The 18,411-nt window shown below is 44.8% G+C and carries 19 protein-coding genes, 1 tRNA gene and 1 riboswitch; of the genes, 2 read left to right on the top strand and 18 right to left on the bottom strand.

Annotated elements, in window-relative coordinates; translation table 11 throughout:
- Positions 1-57 precede the first annotated feature (57 nt).
- From eno to clpP, 9 genes are all read right to left on the bottom strand, one after another.
- Positions 58-1,353, bottom strand: coding sequence for a phosphopyruvate hydratase (gene eno / locus BTO30_RS00655; protein WP_075396785.1), 1,296 nt, complete (start codon positions 1,351-1,353; stop codon positions 58-60).
- A 14-nt stretch (positions 1,354-1,367) separates the two neighbouring features.
- Positions 1,368-2,900: a 2,3-bisphosphoglycerate-independent phosphoglycerate mutase gene (gene gpmI / locus BTO30_RS00660; protein WP_075396786.1), complete on the bottom strand. Its 1,533-nt coding sequence runs from the start codon at positions 2,898-2,900 to the stop codon at positions 1,368-1,370.
- Positions 2,893-3,654, bottom strand: a complete 762-nt coding sequence (gene tpiA, locus BTO30_RS00665) for a triose-phosphate isomerase (RefSeq protein ID WP_075396787.1) — start codon at positions 3,652-3,654, stop codon at positions 2,893-2,895. Before tpiA ends, gpmI begins: the two co-directional genes overlap by 8 nt.
- 28 nt (positions 3,655-3,682) lie before the next feature.
- Positions 3,683-4,864 carry a phosphoglycerate kinase gene (locus tag BTO30_RS00670; RefSeq protein WP_075396788.1) on the bottom strand — a complete coding sequence of 394 codons (1,182 nt, stop codon included), beginning with the start codon at positions 4,862-4,864 and terminating at the stop codon, positions 3,683-3,685.
- 266 nt (positions 4,865-5,130) lie between these two features.
- On the bottom strand, positions 5,131-6,138 hold the full coding sequence (gap, locus tag BTO30_RS00675; RefSeq protein WP_075396789.1) for a type I glyceraldehyde-3-phosphate dehydrogenase: 1,008 nt from the start codon (positions 6,136-6,138) through the stop codon (positions 5,131-5,133).
- A gap of 64 nt (positions 6,139-6,202) precedes the next feature.
- Positions 6,203-7,231 (bottom strand): sugar-binding transcriptional regulator, encoded by a 1,029-nt coding sequence (locus BTO30_RS00680; RefSeq protein WP_075396790.1) that lies wholly within the window; start codon positions 7,229-7,231, stop codon positions 6,203-6,205.
- A gap of 154 nt (positions 7,232-7,385) precedes the next feature.
- Entirely contained in the window at positions 7,386-7,640 is a 255-nt protein-coding gene (locus BTO30_RS00685) for a glutaredoxin family protein (protein ID WP_342743363.1), read from the bottom strand.
- A 1-nt stretch (position 7,641) separates the two neighbouring features.
- Positions 7,642-8,973: an RNA polymerase factor sigma-54 gene (gene rpoN / locus BTO30_RS00690; RefSeq protein WP_342743364.1), complete on the bottom strand. Its 1,332-nt coding sequence runs from the start codon at positions 8,971-8,973 to the stop codon at positions 7,642-7,644.
- 75 nt (positions 8,974-9,048) lie between these two features.
- The gene (gene clpP, locus BTO30_RS00695; protein WP_075396791.1) at positions 9,049-9,651 is read right to left on the bottom strand and encodes an ATP-dependent Clp endopeptidase proteolytic subunit ClpP; all 603 of its coding nucleotides are present in this window, start codon (positions 9,649-9,651) and stop codon (positions 9,049-9,051) included.
- Between the two features lie 214 nt (positions 9,652-9,865).
- On the opposite strand from clpP, the gene BTO30_RS00700 reads away from it, so the two are divergent.
- Positions 9,866-9,937 (top strand) — tRNA-Arg (locus BTO30_RS00700).
- A gap of 172 nt (positions 9,938-10,109) precedes the next feature.
- On the opposite strand, the gene BTO30_RS00705 is transcribed toward BTO30_RS00700, so the two are convergent.
- Together BTO30_RS00705 and BTO30_RS17315 are read right to left on the bottom strand one after the other, a co-directional pair.
- On the bottom strand, positions 10,110-10,364 hold the full coding sequence (locus BTO30_RS00705) for a helix-turn-helix domain-containing protein (RefSeq protein ID WP_075396792.1): 255 nt from the start codon (positions 10,362-10,364) through the stop codon (positions 10,110-10,112).
- Positions 10,355-10,495 (bottom strand): hypothetical protein, encoded by a 141-nt coding sequence (locus BTO30_RS17315; protein WP_169829338.1) that lies wholly within the window; start codon positions 10,493-10,495, stop codon positions 10,355-10,357. Before BTO30_RS17315 ends, BTO30_RS00705 begins: the two co-directional genes overlap by 10 nt.
- A gap of 38 nt (positions 10,496-10,533) precedes the next feature.
- A riboswitch (cyclic di-GMP riboswitch) is annotated at positions 10,534-10,622 on the bottom strand.
- A 404-nt stretch (positions 10,623-11,026) separates the two neighbouring features.
- Between BTO30_RS17315 and yyaC the strand changes: the two genes are divergently transcribed.
- On the top strand, positions 11,027-11,587 hold the full coding sequence (gene yyaC / locus BTO30_RS00710; RefSeq protein WP_075396793.1) for a spore protease YyaC: 561 nt from the start codon (positions 11,027-11,029) through the stop codon (positions 11,585-11,587).
- Between the two features lie 302 nt (positions 11,588-11,889).
- Here yyaC and BTO30_RS00715 read toward each other — a convergent pair whose 3' ends face one another.
- The 7 genes from BTO30_RS00715 to BTO30_RS00745 all read right to left on the bottom strand — a co-directional run bounded on the left by BTO30_RS00715 (position 11,890) and on the right by BTO30_RS00745 (position 18,336).
- Positions 11,890-12,153, bottom strand: a complete 264-nt coding sequence (locus tag BTO30_RS00715; RefSeq protein ID WP_075396794.1) for an HPr family phosphocarrier protein — start codon at positions 12,151-12,153, stop codon at positions 11,890-11,892.
- A gap of 16 nt (positions 12,154-12,169) precedes the next feature.
- The gene (gene whiA / locus BTO30_RS00720; RefSeq protein WP_075397046.1) at positions 12,170-13,123 is read right to left on the bottom strand and encodes a DNA-binding protein WhiA; all 954 of its coding nucleotides are present in this window, start codon (positions 13,121-13,123) and stop codon (positions 12,170-12,172) included.
- Positions 13,124-13,150: 27 nt separating this feature from the next.
- Positions 13,151-14,113, bottom strand: coding sequence for a gluconeogenesis factor YvcK family protein (locus tag BTO30_RS00725; RefSeq protein WP_075396795.1), 963 nt, complete (start codon positions 14,111-14,113; stop codon positions 13,151-13,153).
- Positions 14,110-15,000: an RNase adapter RapZ gene (gene rapZ, locus BTO30_RS00730; protein WP_075396796.1), complete on the bottom strand. Its 891-nt coding sequence runs from the start codon at positions 14,998-15,000 to the stop codon at positions 14,110-14,112. Before rapZ ends, BTO30_RS00725 begins: the two co-directional genes overlap by 4 nt.
- Before the next feature lie 15 nt (positions 15,001-15,015).
- The gene (locus BTO30_RS00735; RefSeq protein ID WP_075396797.1) at positions 15,016-15,474 is read right to left on the bottom strand and encodes an NUDIX hydrolase; all 459 of its coding nucleotides are present in this window, start codon (positions 15,472-15,474) and stop codon (positions 15,016-15,018) included.
- A 296-nt stretch (positions 15,475-15,770) separates the two neighbouring features.
- Positions 15,771-16,724 (bottom strand): thioredoxin-disulfide reductase, encoded by a 954-nt coding sequence (trxB, locus tag BTO30_RS00740; RefSeq protein WP_075396798.1) that lies wholly within the window; start codon positions 16,722-16,724, stop codon positions 15,771-15,773.
- Between the two features lie 100 nt (positions 16,725-16,824).
- On the bottom strand, positions 16,825-18,336 hold the full coding sequence (locus BTO30_RS00745) for a tetratricopeptide repeat protein (RefSeq protein WP_075396799.1): 1,512 nt from the start codon (positions 18,334-18,336) through the stop codon (positions 16,825-16,827).
- Positions 18,337-18,411: the final 75 nt, after the last annotated feature.

An 18,411-nucleotide genomic window follows, 5' to 3' on the forward strand; every position in this document is an offset into this window, starting at 1 on the left:
TCAATTTATCTTTTAAAAAAAAACACCCGGCAGTGCCGGGTGCCATTTAATCATTTATTACTTTTTCAAGTTGTAGAATGTGTCGTTGCCAAGGTATTGGGCAAGTTCACCGAGATTGTCTTCAATGCGAAGAAGCTGATTGTATTTCGCAACACGGTCCGTACGTGACGGAGCACCCGTTTTAATTTGACCGGCATTTGTTGCAACCGCGATATCCGCAATTGTTGCATCTTCTGTTTCACCAGAACGGTGAGAGATAACCGCTGTGTAGCCAGCGCGTTTTGCCATTTCGATTGCATCGAACGTTTCAGTCAATGTACCGATTTGGTTTACTTTGATCAGAATTGAGTTCCCTACGCCGTTTTTAATACCTTCAGCCAATTTTTTCGTGTTTGTAACGAATAGGTCATCCCCAACAAGCTGCACGCGATCGCCAAGGCGCTCTGTCAACAATTTGTGGCCTTCCCAGTCGTTTTCATCCAAACCGTCTTCGATTGATACGATTGGATATTTGTTTGCCATTTCTTCATACCAGTCAACCATTTCAGCAGATGTTTTCACAACACCTTCACCAGATAGATGGTATTTACCGTCTTCTTTGTTGTAGAACTCTGAAGAAGCCGCATCCATTGCCAATTTCACTTCTTCACCTGGTTTGTAGCCCGCACGCTCAATTGCTTCAATAATTGTTTGAAGAGCTTCTTCGTTTGAACCAAGGTTCGGTGCGAATCCGCCTTCGTCACCAACAGCTGTGTTCAAACCTTTGTCATGAAGAACAGCTTTCAGGTTGTGGAAAATTTCCGCGCCCATGCGAAGCGCTTCTTTAAATGTCGGAGCGCCAACAGGCATGATCATGAACTCTTGAATATCCACGTTGTTGTCCGCGTGCTCACCGCCGTTTACGATGTTCATCATTGGCACTGGAAGCTGCTTGCCGTTTACACCGCCAAGGTATTCATATAGGTATACGCCATGATAGTCAGCTGCTGCATGTGCAACGGCCATGGAAACACCAAGGATTGCATTTGCACCCAATTTGCCTTTATTTTCTGTTCCATCAAGCTCGATCATCGCTTTATCGATGCCGATTTGATCCGTTACAACGAAGCTTCCCACGATTTCAGGAGCGATGACTTCGTTTACGTTTTTCACAGCTTGCTCTACACCTTTGCCAAGGTAGCGGCCTTTGTCGCCATCACGAAGCTCCACCGCTTCGTATTCACCAGTGGATGCTCCAGATGGAACAAGCGCGCGTCCGAATGCACCGGACTCAGTGTACACTTCTACTTCGATTGTTGGATTTCCGCGTGAATCAAGTACTTCGCGTGCATAAACGTCTGTAATTACTGGCATGTTTTTTCTCTCCCTTAATTTTCAATTAGTGATTTCCCAGTCATTTCGACCGGTTGTTCAACATTCAATAAGTCAAGCATTGTCGGTGCTAAGTCGCCTAAAATGCCGCCGCTGCGCAAAGTTAGGCCTTCTTTGGTCACGATGACCGGCACCGGGTTTGTGGTGTGGGCTGTCATCGGATTGCCTTCCACTGTCACAACTTCATCCGCATTCCCATGATCCGCTGTGATAATGGCTGTGCCGCCTTTTGACAAGATTAAGTCTACCACCCGGCCAAGGCATTCATCAACTGTTTCTACCGCTTTAATTGTCGGTTCCAAAAGTCCCGAATGTCCAACCATATCCGGATTGGCAAAGTTTAAAATGATCGCATCCTGTTTGTCCCCATCAATTTCCGCAAGCAACGCGTCCGTCACTTCATATGCGCTCATTTCCGGCTTCAAATCGTACGTCGCCACTTTTGGCGAATTAATCAAAATGCGTGTTTCACCAGGAAACTCCCCTTCACGTCCGCCGCTCATAAAAAACGTGACGTGTGGATATTTTTCTGTTTCGGCAATTCGAAGCTGGCGAAGATTGTTTTTGGAAAGTACCTCACCAACTGTATTCGACAAATCCGTTTTGTCATAAGCAATCACACCTTTAACCGTTTCGCTGTAAGGTGTCATGCAGACAAAGAATAAATCTTTTGGATGGCTGCCGCGGTCAAAGCCCTCAAACGTATCATTTGTAAAGACGTTGGCAAGCTGAATCGCACGGTCCGGACGGAAATTAAAGAAAATAACCGCATCCTTGTCTTTTACTTTCGCCACCGTCTTGCGGTTTTCATCTGCAATAACGGTAGGGATGAAAAATTCATCGACAACCCCCGCTGCATAAGATGCTTCAAGGGCTTCGATCGGATCTTCAAAGATCGGGGCTTCATTATGCGCAATCGCACGGTATGCTTTTTCAACGCGGTCCCACCGTTTGTCACGGTCCATCGCGTAGTAGCGGCCGGAAATTGTCGCATACTGACCCACACCAAGCTCATCCATTTTTGCCTGCACATCTTCAATATAGCCTTTTGCTGTCTTCGGCCCAACATCACGGCCGTCAAGAAACGCGTGAACGTACACTTTTTCAAGACCTTGACGTTTCGCAAATTCAAGCAGCGCTTTCAAATGATCAATATGGCTGTGGACGCCGCCATCCGAAAGCAATCCGAATAAGTGAAGGGCTGTGCCATGTTCTTTTGCATGAGCTGCTGCTTTTAAAAACTGCTCATTCTCAAAAAATTCCCCTTCGCGAATGGCAATATTAATACGCGTTAAACTTTGGTACACAATGCGGCCGGCTCCGATGTTCATATGGCCGACTTCCGAGTTGCCCATCTGTCCGTCCGGAAGACCGACTGCTTCACCGCTTGCCGTTAATTGCGTATGGGGGAATTGATTCCAGTAACGGTCGAAATTCGGCTTATTTGCCTGCGCGACCGCATTTCCGCTCGTTTCTTCCCGGCAGGCAAACCCGTCAAGAATAATGAGCGCGACCGGTCCTTTAGCCATTGTTCACAGCCTCCAATAGTGCCAGGTAGGAAGCCGCATCTAGGCTTGCGCCGCCGACAAGTGCGCCGTCGATATCCGGTTCCGCCATGTATTCAGCAATATTTTCCGGTTTTACACTGCCGCCGTATTGAATGCGGACTGAATCAGCGCACTTTTCCGAATAAAGTTCACGGACTGTTTCGCGAATTTTCGCACATACTTCGTTTGCATCCTGTGCAGAGGATGATTTACCTGTACCGATTGCCCAGATTGGCTCGTAAGCGATAACGGTATTGCTTACTTGCTCTTCTGACAATCCGTCAAGAGCTGCTTTAATCTGGCCTGCTACGAAGTCGTTCGTTTCCCCTGCTTCACGCTGCTCAAGTGTTTCACCGCAGCATACGATTGGAACAAGACCATGCGAAAACGCCGCTTTCGCTTTTTTGTTTACAGACTCATCCGTTTCATTAAACATTTCACGGCGCTCAGAATGACCAATAATAACGTATGAAACGCCGAGGTCTGCCAGTGCTTTCGGGCTTACTTCGCCTGTAAACGCACCATTATCTTCAAAGTGTGCGTTTTGTGCGCTGATTTTTACATCGGTTCCTTTAACGGCCTCAACAAGCTGACCAAGGAATAAAGCAGGTGCACCGATGACGCTGTCCACTTTCTCTGCAGCCGGTACTTTTCCTTTAACATCGTTGGCGAATTCAAGTGCTTCGCCAAGTGTTTTGTTCATTTTCCAGTTTCCCGCAATAATAGGTTTACGCATTGAAAAAATCTCCCTTCGAATCTGTGAATTACTTATCGTCAAGTGCCACGACGCCTGGAAGCTCTTTTCCTTCCATAAACTCGAGGCTCGCGCCGCCGCCTGTTGAAATGTGGCTCATTTTGTCTGCAAGATCGAATTTCTCGACTGCTGCTGCTGAATCACCGCCGCCGATAATCGTGTACGCATCAGATTCTGCCAGTGCCTGCGCAACACCTTTCGTTCCATTTGCAAACTTATCTAGTTCGAATACACCCATCGGGCCATTCCAAATCACAAGCTTTGAATTTTTGATTGTTTCTTCATAAAGTTTAACCGTTTCCGGTCCGATATCAAGGGCTTCCCAGTCAGCCGGAATTTCGTTGATTGGCACAATTTTCGTATTAGCATGCTCGCCAAAATCATCTGCTACGACAACATCAACCGGCATTAAGAATTTCACACCATTGTCTTCTGCTTTTTTCATAAATTGTTTTGCCAAATCAATTTTATCTTCTTCCAGCAATGATTTTCCTACTTCATGTCCTAACGCTTTAACGAACGTATATCCAAGACCGCCGCCGATGATCAAATTGTCCACTTTATCAAGCAAGTGATCGATCACACCGATTTTGTCTTTGACTTTCGCGCCGCCGATAATGGCCGTGAATGGGCGGTCAGGATTGGATAAAGCTTTCCCAAGTACATCCAATTCTTTTTGCATTAAGAACCCGGAGGCAGATGGCAGGAATTTAGCAATACCTTCTGTTGATGCGTGTGCACGATGAGCTGCGCCAAAGGCATCATTCACATACACATCAGCAAGAGATGCAAATTCTTTTGCAATCTCTTCATCGTTCTTTTCTTCCCCTTTATAGAAGCGGACATTTTCAAGAAGAAGAACATCCCCTTCCTTCAATCCTGAAATGGCTTCCTTTACACTGTCGCCATATGCTTCGTCTGTTTTTGTAACCGGTTGTCCAAGAAGTTCTTCCAGACGTTTGCCGGCAGCCGTAAGACGCATCTCTTCGTTCACTTCACCTTTTGGCCGGCCGAGGTGGCTTGCCAAAATGACTTTCGCGCCTTGCTCTGACAAATATTGAATCGTTGGAAGGGCAGCACGGATACGTGTGTCATCCGTTACTTCGCCGTCTTTCATCGGCACATTAAAATCAACGCGGCAAAAGACGCGCTTTCCTTTCAGATCCAGATCTTTAATCGTTTTCTTGTTCATGTAAAAGACCCCCATATCGTTAATTGAACAGCGGCAGCAGCTTGCCCAGGCTCGACAAGCGCAAGGGGCATCAGCGACGCGGCGCTCTTTGCCGCACAGCTGGTGACACTTGTGACCTGGAGAGCCTAGCCGCTGCAGCTAGACATAATGGAACAGACGAAAAAAAGAGGAGCAGGGATTGTACCCCGCTCCCCGTTTCACCTCTTCATTATAGACGGTGAACTGTTCATTTCCAACTGTTAGCTGGAAAACAGTGCTGCTTTTTATTATAGACCTTTTGTAGCGATGTATTGCACAAGGTCTACTACACGGTTAGAGTAGCCGTTTTCGTTATCGTACCAAGAAAGAACTTTCACCATGTTGCCTTCCATAACCATTGTTGAAAGAGCATCGATTGTTGAAGACGCTGTGCTGCCGTTGAAGTCAGATGAAACAAGCGGAAGCTCAGTGTAATCAAGAATACCTTTCAATTCGCCTTCTGCAGCTGCTTTTAGCGCTTCGTTTACTTCTTCAGCTGTTACATTGCTCTTAAGCTCTGCTACAAGGTCTACAACCGATACGTTTGGTGTTGGAACACGCATCGCCATACCGTTCAATTTGCCTTTCAATTCAGGAAGCACAAGAGAAACGGCTTTCGCTGCACCTGTAGAAGTTGGGATCATATTTTCTGCTGCTGCACGTGCACGACGGTAGTCAGAGTGCGGCAAGTCAAGAATTTGCTGATCGTTTGTGTATGAGTGAACAGTTGTCATCATGCCGCGCACGATGCCGAATTTTTCGTTCAATACTTTTGCAAATGGAGCTAAGCAGTTTGTTGTACAAGATGCATTTGAAATAACCTGGTGGTTTGCCGCATCGTATTTATCTTCGTTAACACCCATAACGATTGTAATATCTTCGTCAGAAGCTGGAGCAGAAATGATGACTTTTTTCGCGCCGCCTTCCAGATGTTTCGCAGCGTCTGCGCGTTTTGTGAAACGGCCCGTTGATTCAACAACCACTTCCGCACCGTTAGAACCCCAAGGAATTTGAGCCGGATCGCGCTCAGCTGTTACTTTTACACGCTCGCCATTTACAACGATTGTGTCGCCTTCAACTGTTACGTCCGCTTCAAGTGTGCCGTGAACGGTATCGTATTTCAACAAGTGTGCAAGCATGTTTGCATCTGTCAAATCGTTGATCGCTACTACATCTACTTCAGGATTTTTAAGTGCTGCGCGGAAAACGTTACGTCCAATACGGCCAAAACCATTAATACCAATTTTTACTGTCATGAGTGTTGCCTCCTCAAATTTGTTTATCAAACCGGAAGTCAAAGACTTTCGGATGTTAGAATAATTATGCTTGTTCAAGCAGTGCGCGTGCGGCGGCTTCGTCTGTTACAAGAATGTCAAGTTTCGGTGATCCGTTTAAGTATGATCGAATCGCTCTTCCTTTCGATGCGCCGCCTGCTGCCGCAATAACGACTTTTGCATGCTGCAAATCATCCAGCTTCAATCCGATCGTCGACAATTTTTGAACGACTTCGCCCTCTTTATTGAAGTAGTAGCCAAATGCTTCAGCCACCGCTTCCTTTTCTTCTAAAACGGATAATTCTGCTTCCGGTGTTTTGCGGCGTTTCGCCATCGCAATGGCATCGCCGACCCCATGCAGCACAATGTCTGCTGATTGAATCATGCTGACCGCTTCTTTAATAGCCGGTTCTTGCAGCAATGATTCACGGACATCCGGGCTGATTCGCTCGGGTGCATACAAAACACGGTGTGAGCCATTTGTATTTTGTGCCATTAATGCAGCAACGGTATTCGCTTCATTTCGGACATCGTCCCCAATTCCACCCCTCGCGGGCACAAACAATACCTGTCTTCCTTCCGCAAAATCCGGTTTCATTGTGCGGGCAGCTTCCGCCATAGTCGAGCCGCCAGTAACAGCGATGATAGTCTTTCCACCAAGATGGCTCTTTATACGGCTTGCGCACGCTTCACCAATTGCTTTCTTTACAAATCCCGATTCATCGCAGTTACCTGGAAGGATGACAGCTTCTGATAAGTTGTAGCGTGACTTCAATTCCTCTGTCATAGAATCGATCCCTTTTAGCTCAAGCATCAATTCTTCCAGCTCTCTCACCACATCCATACCCGTTTCTGTCAATTTCATTCCTGCTGCACTAAAATCAAGCAATCCGCGTTCTTTCAAAAACTCCGCTTCGCTTCTGACAACACGTTCCGTCATGCTGAGCGACTGGGCTAACGTTCTTCGTCCCGCCGTCCCTGCAATTCTGACCGCCTGCAAAAGCCGATAGCGTTTTTGCATTATGTCAAGCAGGTCCGGTACGAGCTGCTGTTGAATATTTAATATCGGTTTCATATCCGGCGCTCCTCTTCGGTTGTTCGGGTTTAATCGCGTCCCATTAAAAACTCAATGTGTCCCACTTAGCCGAAAAAAATTTTTCCCTGCTCACAAACTCATTGTAGCAGGGTGCTATTTAAAAATCAACGAAAGAGACCATTTATTTTTTAAATTATTTGTTAACTTTCTGTTTTAATTTTTCCAAAACGGTTACATAATCAATCTGTCCGTATTGAACCAATTCACCACCGTATTCTACGACCGGAATCATCAATCCATATTTTTCTGTCCACTCATCACTCTCATCAATATTCCGCTCTTGGAGTGTCATGGCGATTTCCTCCTGGACCAGCTTCATCACCCATTTCGCTTCTTCGCACAAATGACAATTAGGACGCGTGTAAAAAAAGACATCCACGTTTTTCACCTCAATCGTACCGCTTCCGCTTTGATGACGACGGTATATTTAATTGTTCGCGGTATTTGGCAACTGTCCGCCTGGAAACTGTTAGTCCCTCTTCTTTTAGTATTGTACAAATCTCTTGATCCGATAGAGGCTTTTTTTTATCTTCCGCAGCAACAAGCGTTTCAATACGCACCTTTACTTGATTGGAAGAGGTGCCTTCTCCATCTGACTGCGCTGCTGCGAGACCGGACGGGAAAAAGAATTTTAATTCATATGTCCCGAACGGAGTCTGCATATATTTCCCCCGTACCGTTCTGCTGACTGTCGATTCATGAATGGACAGCTCATCAGCCACTTCTTTCATCGTCAGCGGCTGCAGACAACCGGGTCCGCTAAAGAAAAAGTCACGCTGCTTTTGGACAATCTTCAAGCCAACACGCTGAATGGTCTGCTGACGCTGTTCCAAGCTTTTTAACAGCCATTGATAATCCTTTTCTTTTTCCCTTATGAATCTTTTCACATCTGTATCCGAGTGCGCCGCCAATTCTTCATAATAATCACGCTGAAAAATGACTTTCGGCAAATCTTCATCAAGAAGGTGCACTTCGATTGTATCACCGGATAGAGTGACCGTTACATCCGGACGCACATACGGTGATGCATCATGATGAAAACAAGCGCCGGGCTTCGGATTTAACGTTTGAATAAAATCGGCGGCCTGCTGAATCTCATTCAGCTCCACACCGAGCTTTTTCGCAAGCGGTTTCCACGTTTTGTTCGCAAATTCTGTAAAATGATCACGGACAATCTTTTCCGCAAGAAAAGGCGCGTCCAGGCTGCGCTCCAGCTGCAGGAGCAGGCATTCCTGTAAATCACGTGCTCCAATGCCCGAGGGTTCCATCCTTTTAATCAAATTAAGAATATAAATAACTTCTCGTTCCTCCTCACCCAATAAAATGGATGCTTCAGAACTTTCGATTTTCATATATCCATTTCCATCCATATTATGAAGCAAAAAATCAAGAATTCGTCGTTGTGACTTGGTTAATGTCATTAACTGAAATTGGGTGTTCCAATGATCGGTTATCGTATAAGAGGAATCCGGAATATGTTCGATCCAATTCTTGTCATCCGTCTGACTTTTCACCCCGGTTTGCCTGTCTTTTTTGTAGAGCGCTTTCAAATCAGGCGCTTCCAGCTGAATAAACGGATTTTCTACCGCTTTGGATTCAAGAAACTCCACAAGCTCCTGCGCAGAATATTGAAGAAGTGTTATTGCCTGCGTCAGTTCCTGAGTCATCGTAAGCTTCATTGTCTGCTGCTGCCACAATCCCGGTTTCATCTGCATATTCATCCGTGCTCCCCCCCTTTCACTATTATACAGATTGACATCATAAAAAAAAAGACCTGCAGCTGCAGGTCGTACAGTTTACTTTTCTTTGTTTGTCACTTCGTTGCGCGTAACGATATGATCTACAAGACCATATTCTTTCGCACGTTCGGCAGTCATGAAATTGTCGCGGTCTGTATCGCGCGCGATGACTTCAAGAGGCTGGCCTGTACGCTCAGACAAAATGCCGTTTAATTTTTCACGAAGGAACAAAATGCGTTTGGCCGCAATTTCGATTTCCGTCGCCTGCCCTTGCGCCCCGCCAAGCGGCTGATGAATCATCACTTCACTGTTTGGAAGCGCATAGCGTTTTCCTTTTGTACCAGCCGCAAGCAAGAATGCACCCATAGATGCCGCCATTCCGATGCAGATCGTCTGTACATCCGGTTTAATGAACTGCATTGTATCATAAATTGCCATACCGGCTGTAATGCTGCCGCCCGGGCTGTTTATGTAGATGGAAATATCTTTTTCAGGATTTTCCGCTTCCAGGAAAAGAAGCTGCGCGACAATCGAGTTTGCCACGTTATCATCAATTCCGCTGCCAAGCATGATGATACGGTCTTTCAAAAGACGGGAGTAAATGTCATACGCACGTTCGCCACGGTTTGTTTGCTCAATAACTGTAGGAATTAAATTCATGAATGTTCCTCCTTATTAATTGCTGTTCTGTTTAACCATCATACAATTCAAGGTCAATGAAGGTCAAACGTTATGCTTTTCTATGTGTACGTTTTCTTCTTTCCCCCGGCAAATTCCTGCTAATCAACAATGATTTTCTGTTTGTGAACGTTTTTTCAATTAATAGTTGCATTTTTATCGCTTATCCTCTATAATTTTGAAATGTACTCTTCATGCCCTCGTGGTGCAACGGATAGCACGTAAGATTCCGGTTCTTGAGATGTGGGTTCGATTCCTGCCGAGGGCGTTTATACAATTCGATATGAAATGATAAAAAAACTCCAAAGCCTTTACAATAAGGTTTTGGAGTTTTTTTATTTTGTCCCGAATGCCATAAATAACAGCAAATATTTCCCCTAAACTCCCCCAGCCGAATAATTCCTTCTATTCTTTCACTTCTAATAAACAAATATCACAATTTATTCTTTATCCACAATTTTCAACTGCATATCCATTGCATTTAATATTTTTACAATAGTCTTTAAAGTAGGATTCCCTCCCATTGCTTCTAATCGCCCAACAGCAGCTTGATCCAATCCGGCCTTTTTTGCCAGATCTTCTTGGGTAATTCTTCGTCTCTTTCTTTCATTGGTTAGTGTTTGGATAAATAGTGTTTCCTCTTTTGAAAATTTCTGACCCGCTGAACGTTCCCACCCTTTATCTTTTAACCCCATCTTTTCATTCTCTTTCCTGGGTTACTACCAACCTTGGTGTCATAAACACCATCTTTATTAAGCGATTTAAAGTTATTGATTCCAATCCACTTTAACGTCGTCCAAATTTCTTTCATAGAATAGAGCTGCATAAAGTGTTCCCCCTGTTAAAAATTGTACGGAAATCGTATTCGACAACTGGCTGACTTAACATGTTTCCATGCCTTAGTCCCTATAGCTTTACGTCACCATCTTTCAATGGCTTTGTCTTTTCGTACAATAATTGGGTACATCCCATTATAAACCCTGTAATCTATTCCATTACATTTATTTTTTGGACAAATTATTACAAAAAGCCGTCATATCAATATAAGCAAAACATTTCATAACTTTTCTATTTGTAAATTAGACTGCCCCAGCTCGCAAAAGAACCCTTCGGTACCGTATCACGGCGGGAATTTTCACTTTACCGAAGACACTTTAAAAAACTGGATAAAAATATGTAAAACTGTAAATAATACATTTTATCAAAAAAAGATTTTAAGCCGGCCGCTTAGTACATGAGCCTATTTCACCCGAAATAAATCAGAACATTTTTAGTAAAGGAATATTGCGATTCATTTGTAATAAAGTGAAGAAAAGATCAAATGATCATAAACAGGTGGCAAGGTGGTTTCTAAATTATGAGGCAATTTGTAGATGAAGCTTTTTTTGTTCACAATATGAAAAACGAATTAAAGCCTATTGTATCTGATAAGCAAGAAGTGGTCTTCGTTTGTATAGGTTCAGACCGATCTTCAGGTGACAGCTACGGCCCGTTTGTCGGATTAAGACTAAAAAAAACGTTTACCCTCAGAAAATATACTCATGTCTCGGTTTATGGCTGTTTGGATCACCCTGTTCACGCTAAAAATTTAGCAGAGACTGCTCAATTAATCCAGCAAAATCATAGAGATCCAACCGTTATTGCCATCGATTCCTGCCTTGGCTCTTCCAAACATATAGGAACCATTCATCTCGAAAAAGGACCAATGAAACCAGGATCAGGGGTTCAAAAAGACCTGCCGCCTATCGGAGATTACAGCATTTCAGGTATAGTCAATGCGGGAGGATTTCTTCCTCTGCAAGTTCTTCAGTGCACACGCCTTTCACTGGTTTACAAAATGGCCAATAAAACCGCTGATTTTATTACGAGAGCCCTTTTTGAATTGGAATACGAAAAAAAGAAAAAACAAGTCTTGTGATACTTTTCTTGTGATTTTCCAGCCACTTAACACTTTTGTGCGCCGTTTATTTAACGCTTTTTCGATGCGGATCGTACGCATGAACGGTTTCTTGTTCTTTTGGCCGGATTATCAATGAATCCGGCCTTCATATTGACAAATCGGGCTAAATGGGGCGTGATCCGGTCTTCCACCCGCTGTTATGGGTCAGCCCCATATGCACCATCCCCTTACTGAATGGGTTTTTATACTGAAACACAAAAAATCCGAACAGGCGACTTTTTAACAGCCCCTATTCGGCTAATGGTTCATTCCAAGCTTTCTTATACCCACTCTTCCCGCTCTACAAGTTCCGCCAGTGTTTCAACAGCTTCTTCTGCATCGCGTCCTTCCGCACTGATGATCACGTCTGTGCCGCGTCCGAGCGCAAGGCTCATGATCCCCATAATGCTTTTCGCATTAATTTTTTTGCCTTCCTTCTCAAGAAAAATCTCGGCGTTAAATCGGTTCGCTTCCTGTACAAATAAGGCAGCCGGTCTTGCCTGCAGTCCTGATTTTAACTGGACGTTTACTGTTTTTTCAACCACTTCATTCACTTCCTTTTTATTTTTTCGCCGACGCAAGTTCTCCGGCTCGAATTTTATCCGCAATTTCATCTATTTTACGCAGGCGATGATTAATGCCTGATTTACTGATCGCCGCGCCAGATACCATTTCTCCAAGCTCTTTTAACGTGACATCCTGATGAAGGACACGCAGTTCTGCGATTTCACGGAGCCGGTCCGGCAGTACACCTAGTCCGACGGTTTCGTCAATAAACTTTATATTTTCGACCTGACGCAATGCCGCGCCGATCGTTTTATTCAAATTTGCTGTTTCGCAATTCACAAGACGGTTGACGGAATTGCGCATATCACGAACGATCCGCACGTCTTCAAAGCGCATTAAAGCACTGTGCGCCCCGACAATACTGAAAAAATCCGAAATTTTTTCCGCTTCTTTCAAATACGTGATAAAACCTTTTTTCCGCTCAAGCGGTTTCGCATTCAGATGAAACGTATTCATCAATTCACAAAGCGCTTCATTATGCTCCTGGTAAAGAGAAAAGACTTCAAGGTGATAGGATGACGTTTCCGGGTTGTTAACGGAACCCCCCGCTAAAAATGCACCGCGTAAATAGGCGCGGCGGCAGCAGTCTTTCTTAATGAGCTTTTCGGAAATGTGATGAACGAACGAAAAGCCATCTTCAATAATCGCCAGGTCATCCAGTATTTCCTTCGCTTCATCTTTCAGCCGGACAATGTACACGTTATTTTTTTTCAGCCGCATTTTTTTGCGGACAAGAAGTTCTACTCCCGCTTCATAATTTCGTTTTATTAACACGTAAATACGCCGGGCAATCGCGGCATTTTCCGTTTGAATGTTGACGACAAGCTGTCTGTTTGAAAATGACAGGGAGCCGTTCATGCGGATGAGTGCGGAAAGTTCCGCTTTTGCACAGCATCCGCTTGTTTCAATGGTGGTCAGTTCTTTTTTTGTTTCAGATGCAAAAGACAACATCACCACTCCTCTCGTGATGTCCGCTTACCGTTTCGGGATGAGGCGCACTAATATTTCGGCTACTTTTGCTGTATCATGCCGGATGATACAGTCATCATATGTGACGATATCATCGAAAATGGCATCCAGCCCCATTGATTGCAGGTTCTCGACATCATACACAACCGGTTTCGCTCTTTCTTCTTTATATCGCTCCTGGATGACGGCAGGGATCGGTTCTTTATTGACCAGAATGGTATCTATAAACGAACATTTCATATGATCATAAATCGCGCCGACATGGTCTGAGGCTGTAAAATCAAGCGTTTCACCCGCCTGCGTCATCAAATTGCAAATGTATACCTTTTTCGCTTTCGCCGCACATACTTCTTCACCGATTCCCGGTACTAATAAATTGGGTAAAATACTTGTGTATAAACTCCCAGGGCCAAGGATAATCATATCTGCTTCACGAATGGATCGAATGGTTTCTGGAAGCGGTTCAATTTTCTCCGGTGTTAAAAATACACGATTGATTTTTTTCCCTGAGTACGGAATTTTCGATTCGCCGGATACAACAGACCCATCCTCCATTTCCGCATGAAGAACAACACTTTGATTCGCGGCTGGCAGCACTTTACCGCGCACGTTTAATACGCGGCTCATTTCCTGAATCGCATGCCCGAAGTCACCGGTAATAGATGACAGCGCCGCAATCATCAAATTGCCAAGCGCATGGCCGGACAATTCATTTTTGGTTGAAAATCGATGCTGAAAAAGAGATTCGACAAGCGGTTCGACGTCTGATAGTGCCGCGAGAACGTTGCGGATATCACCTGGCGGCGGAATATTCAGTTCATCGCGCAACCGTCCGGAGCTGCCGCCGTCATCTGCGACTGTGACAATGGCTGACAAATCGATTGGATGACGCTTCAGTCCCCGGAGTAAAACAGATAGCCCGGTGCCGCCGCCGATAATGACGACTTTTGGCTGCGCCGCTTTGGTCATGATTTTGAAGCCTTCCGTTTATCAATATCACGGTGTGTAACACGGGTTTTATAGTCATCCGCAAAAAAGTTCGCCAAGTATTCAGATAAAGCTACAGAACGATGCTGTCCGCCTGTGCAGCCGATCGCAATGACAAGCTGCGATTTCCCTTCCATCTTATAATGCGGCATCATAAAGGTAAGAAGATCCGTCACTTTTTCAAGAAACTTTTGCGTATCATTCCATTTCATCACATATTCTGCGACATCCGCTTCAAGCCCTGTCCGCGGTCTCATATGTTCGATGTAATGCGGATTCGGCAAAAAGCGGACATCAAAGACGAGATCTGCATCGATCGGCAATCCGTGTTTAAAGCCAAATGACATCACATTTACCGTAAAGGATGCTTGTTTATCCGGTGAAAATTCACGCATAATCGTTTCACGCAAATCTTTCGGTTTCATTTTTGACGTATTTAAAATCATGTATGCACGGCCTCGCAAATCATTTAACAGTTCGCGCTCCTGATGAATGCCATCAAGCGGACGATCATCACGCGACAACGGATGCGTCCGGCGTGTTTCTTTATAACGGCGGACAAGCACTTCGTCTTCCGCATCTAAAAAAAGCACTTTTGGCGCTGTATTCAACGTGTCAGCAGCTTCGTCAAGCGCCGACGATAAATGATCAAAAAATTCACGCCCGCGCATATCCATGACGATCGCCACTTTTTTCAGCTTTTGCCCGGAATCTTTCATTAAAGCTAAAAAAGGCTGGAGCAGCGTCGGCGGTAAATTATCCATGCAATAAAAGCCTAAATCTTCAAAGCTTTGCACAGCAACCGTTTTTCCGGCGCCTGACATCCCCGTAATGATGACAAGCTGTACATCATTATTCGCCATCGTCATTCCCCTCTCTTTTCATTAACTCGGATCGAGCCGGTAAGAAATTAATTCAAAATCAGGTGTGTATGTAAACGCACCATATAACAGGCCGGTTCCATGCACCATATATTCGAGCAAATGACGATCTCCTTCCGCCATTGGAAGTTCTTTTAACTCTTCAATTGACTTCCACTGAAGAACTCCTTCTCTTGTTTCCGTCAATGGGCTGCCATCTGCCTGATCAGCAAAGAAGGTAAACATCATCCATTCGGACAATACTTGATCCCCTTCTTTAATAATGAAGGTAAAAATGCCTTTTACATTTGGATTGCGCAAGTAGAGACCGGTTTCTTCACGAAATTCTCGAATCACCGCATCGCGGACAGATTCACCCGGCTCCATTTTTCCTCCGGGGGCCACCCACCAGTTGCGGCGCGGCTTCTGCATTAAAAATACTTGATCGTCTTTCACAAGCACACAATTTGTGACACGCTGCACAAAAAACACCCCCAAAAAGTCGCCCAACATATATTTCCTTTATTATATATGTACGCAGAAAGAAGTTCAACGCTGCCGGGTGTGTTTTATTAGAAAAGCAGGAACGACGGTATAAGGATAAAAGCTAAGTTCGCGACCTCAATCGCCACACCTTTGTGACCCACATCCTGTGGGCCTAAAAAAAGCGCCCGGCCATAGCCGGACGCGGTGTACAAATCTGCAGGGGGGCAGTTTGATTACAAAACCATTGTACCACCCGCATATTTCAGATTGATTACGAACAAGTAAAAAATGGATTACGCTTTTACGCCCATTTCTTCTTTCAATTCTTCAATATAATGCTGAGCAGCCTGGGCCGCAATGCTGCCGTCACCAGTTGCTGTCACAATTTGGCGGAGCATTTTTTCACGCACGTCTCCCGCCGCATAAATGCCAGGGATTTTTGTTTCCATTTTTTCGTTCGTTACAATATAGCCTTCGTCATTTGTAATGCCAAGATCAAGGAATGGCTTCGTGAGCGGCACCATACCAATGTAAATAAAGACACCGTCTGCCGGGAATTCGCGCTCTTCGCCATTTTTAGTCGAAACGAGCGTCACGCTGCCGACTTTTCCGTCTTTTTCATTAATTTCTTTTACCGTATGGCTCCAGATAAAGTCCACTTTATCATTTGCAAATGCGCGGTCCTGCAAAATCTTTTGCGCCCGCAGCTCATCACGGCGGTGAACGATCGTTACTTTTTCCGCAAAACGAGTTAAATACACGCCTTCTTCAACGGCAGAGTCACCGCCGCCGACAACAACGAGATTTTTTTGTTTAAAGAAAGCGCCGTCGCAGACCGCACAGTAAGATACACCGCGGCCGCCAAGTTCGTTTTCACCGGGCACACCGATTTTTTTGTATTGCGCTCCTGTTGTAATGATGATCGCACGTGCTTTATATTGCTTCGATCCTGCATCAATCGTTTTGTATTCTTTGCCGTCGATAATTTTTTTAATATCGCCATATGCATACTCGGCACCAAATTTTTTCGCATGATCAAACATCTTTGTCGATAATTCAGGACCAAGGATGTGATCGTAGCCCGGATAGTTTTCAACCTCTTCCGTATTGGCCATCTGGCCGCCCGGCACGCCGCGTTCAATCATTAATGTTGAGAGATTCGCACGTGATGTATAGACAGCAGCCGTCATCCCCGCAGGACCGGCACCGATAATGATCACGTCATAAATTTTTTCTTCAGTGGACATAATATCTGCACTCCTTTTCTATAATATATACCCTGAAACGTATTTTTTAGTTTATACTTTTAATCCTACTTAATTTCACTAATTCCGTCTAATATTTTGCTCATAAAAGGTGCTCTCGGATAAATTTCGCGTATTTTTGCACGGTCGATACGGAGACGCCGTATTTATCCGCCACGCCGGACTGGCTGACCGTATCACTGCGAAGCTTTCGCCAAACATATTCGACCGCCGCCGCAAGACCAGCCGGCTTGGTCAGCTTCACTTTTTGATACTGAATCTCCAAAAAAATCGAAAACCAGATTAAAAAAAGACCTTCCTCTTCCTTTTTAAGCGGCCGGAAATGACGGTACAGCGTAAGCGCCGTTTCATGCGCAAGCCGTGTATTCATTTCCGCTAACAGCGCGCTGTCCACCGGCATGCCGAGCACATCGGCCATATAAATCTTCTCATGCGGCTGCAGATGATCGATATCACAAAAATCAGGATGGGTCATGACTTCTTTTTGATCAGCGGCAAGCGAAAGCAGAAAAATACCGAATAACCGTTCTTCATCGCGGCCGCCATTTAAATATCGGACAATGGCTTCTGGGTTCCGTTCAATGTCACTTTCCTCCAGAGTGCCATTCCACGGTTCCAGACCTTCTTTTTCCGGATTGTCGCGGATCACTTTTTTCCAAGCCGAACGTGCTGTTTCAGGATGCCCGGTAAAATGAGCCGCATACGCGAGCCAGTAGTAAAAGCCAGCTTCCCCTTCAAACCCGTTTTTTTGAAGCTTTTTCAGCCACCGGTATGCTTCTTCATAGCGGCCAATAAGCGCAAATGTCGCCCCGATCTTAAACTGCTGATCGGGAATGAGCGGCTGAATTTTTGCCAGCTGATCCGCTAAATAATCGAGCGGCTCCTGCTTTTTTTCATAAAAATAAAACACAATCTTATTGCAGAGGGCATGCAGATTGCCAGGGTTTTTCTCTAATACATCTTCAAGCACTTGATGCGCTTTCTCGGTCTGTCCGAGATAAAAATAAGCGAGCGCCAAATTATTATACGCCGCCCAAAAGTCCGGGTATTTCTTTACCGTTTCTTCGAGATGAGCAGCTGCTTTCGCAAAATGACCGCTTTCAAGTAAATAACGGGACTCTTCCTGAAGCTCCATCATTTCATCCTGTTCGTACAAATCCTCAAAAGCCTCTTCGCTGTCCAGTGTAATTAAATCAAGCAAATCTTCCGCGTCTTCACTGTATTCGCCTTTTTCATTTAAATCCAAATATGCCTGCGCATGACGGAACGCCTCTTTAAACGATCCGAGGTGCGCGTAATTGTTTGCTAAAAAATAGTGGCACTTACTCATGTGCGGATCGAGATCATCCAGCACAAAATGAAGCAATCCATTTGATTGTTCATAATGACCGAGTTCTGTTTCCACAATAGCCAGCTGGCAGGCAATAATCGGTTCCAGCGGCTCCAGATCCATCGCCCGCGATAAGTATTTTTTCGCTTTTTGCAGTTCCCGTCTTTCGAGCGCCTTCATTCCTTTTAAATAGTAAAACTCTCCTGTCGGAAAAAACGAGACAACGTTCCCTTTCTCTTTCCGGCTCCTTGAGTCATGTCCCATGAAAATCCTCCGAACGTTTGATGTTTAACTTGTGTATTATATCATAGGTGCTCATGGGAAGAATAGAGAGAAAAA

Origin of the sequence: Domibacillus antri (genome assembly GCF_001936625.1) — a bacterium.
GTDB classification, from domain to species: Bacteria; Bacillota; Bacilli; order Bacillales; family Domibacillaceae; genus Domibacillus; species Domibacillus antri.

Coding starts and splice junctions, on each gene's coding strand:
- eno (WP_075396785.1), bottom strand. CDS start 1,353: ATGCCAGTAATTACAGACGTTTATGCACGCGAAGTACTTGATTCACGC.
- gpmI (WP_075396786.1), bottom strand. CDS start 2,900: ATGGCTAAAGGACCGGTCGCGCTCATTATTCTTGACGGGTTTGCCTGC.
- tpiA (WP_075396787.1), bottom strand. CDS start 3,654: ATGCGTAAACCTATTATTGCGGGAAACTGGAAAATGAACAAAACACTT.
- BTO30_RS00670 (WP_075396788.1), bottom strand. CDS start 4,864: ATGAACAAGAAAACGATTAAAGATCTGGATCTGAAAGGAAAGCGCGTC.
- gap (WP_075396789.1), bottom strand. CDS start 6,138: ATGACAGTAAAAATTGGTATTAATGGTTTTGGCCGTATTGGACGTAAC.
- BTO30_RS00680 (WP_075396790.1), bottom strand. CDS start 7,231: ATGAAACCGATATTAAATATTCAACAGCAGCTCGTACCGGACCTGCTT.
- rpoN (WP_342743364.1), bottom strand. CDS start 8,973: ATGAATATGCAGATGAAACCGGGATTGTGGCAGCAGCAGACAATGAAG.
- clpP (WP_075396791.1), bottom strand. CDS start 9,651: ATGAATTTAATTCCTACAGTTATTGAGCAAACAAACCGTGGCGAACGT.
- BTO30_RS00705 (WP_075396792.1), bottom strand. CDS start 10,364: ATGGGGTTAAAAGATAAAGGGTGGGAACGTTCAGCGGGTCAGAAATTT.
- BTO30_RS17315 (WP_169829338.1), bottom strand. CDS start 10,495: ATGCAGCTCTATTCTATGAAAGAAATTTGGACGACGTTAAAGTGGATT.
- yyaC (WP_075396793.1), top strand. CDS start 11,027: ATGAGGCAATTTGTAGATGAAGCTTTTTTTGTTCACAATATGAAAAAC.
- BTO30_RS00725 (WP_075396795.1), bottom strand. CDS start 14,113: ATGACCAAAGCGGCGCAGCCAAAAGTCGTCATTATCGGCGGCGGCACC.
- rapZ (WP_075396796.1), bottom strand. CDS start 15,000: ATGACGATGGCGAATAATGATGTACAGCTTGTCATCATTACGGGGATG.
- trxB (WP_075396798.1), bottom strand. CDS start 16,724: ATGTCCACTGAAGAAAAAATTTATGACGTGATCATTATCGGTGCCGGT.
- BTO30_RS00745 (WP_075396799.1), bottom strand. CDS start 18,336: ATGGGACATGACTCAAGGAGCCGGAAAGAGAAAGGGAACGTTGTCTCG.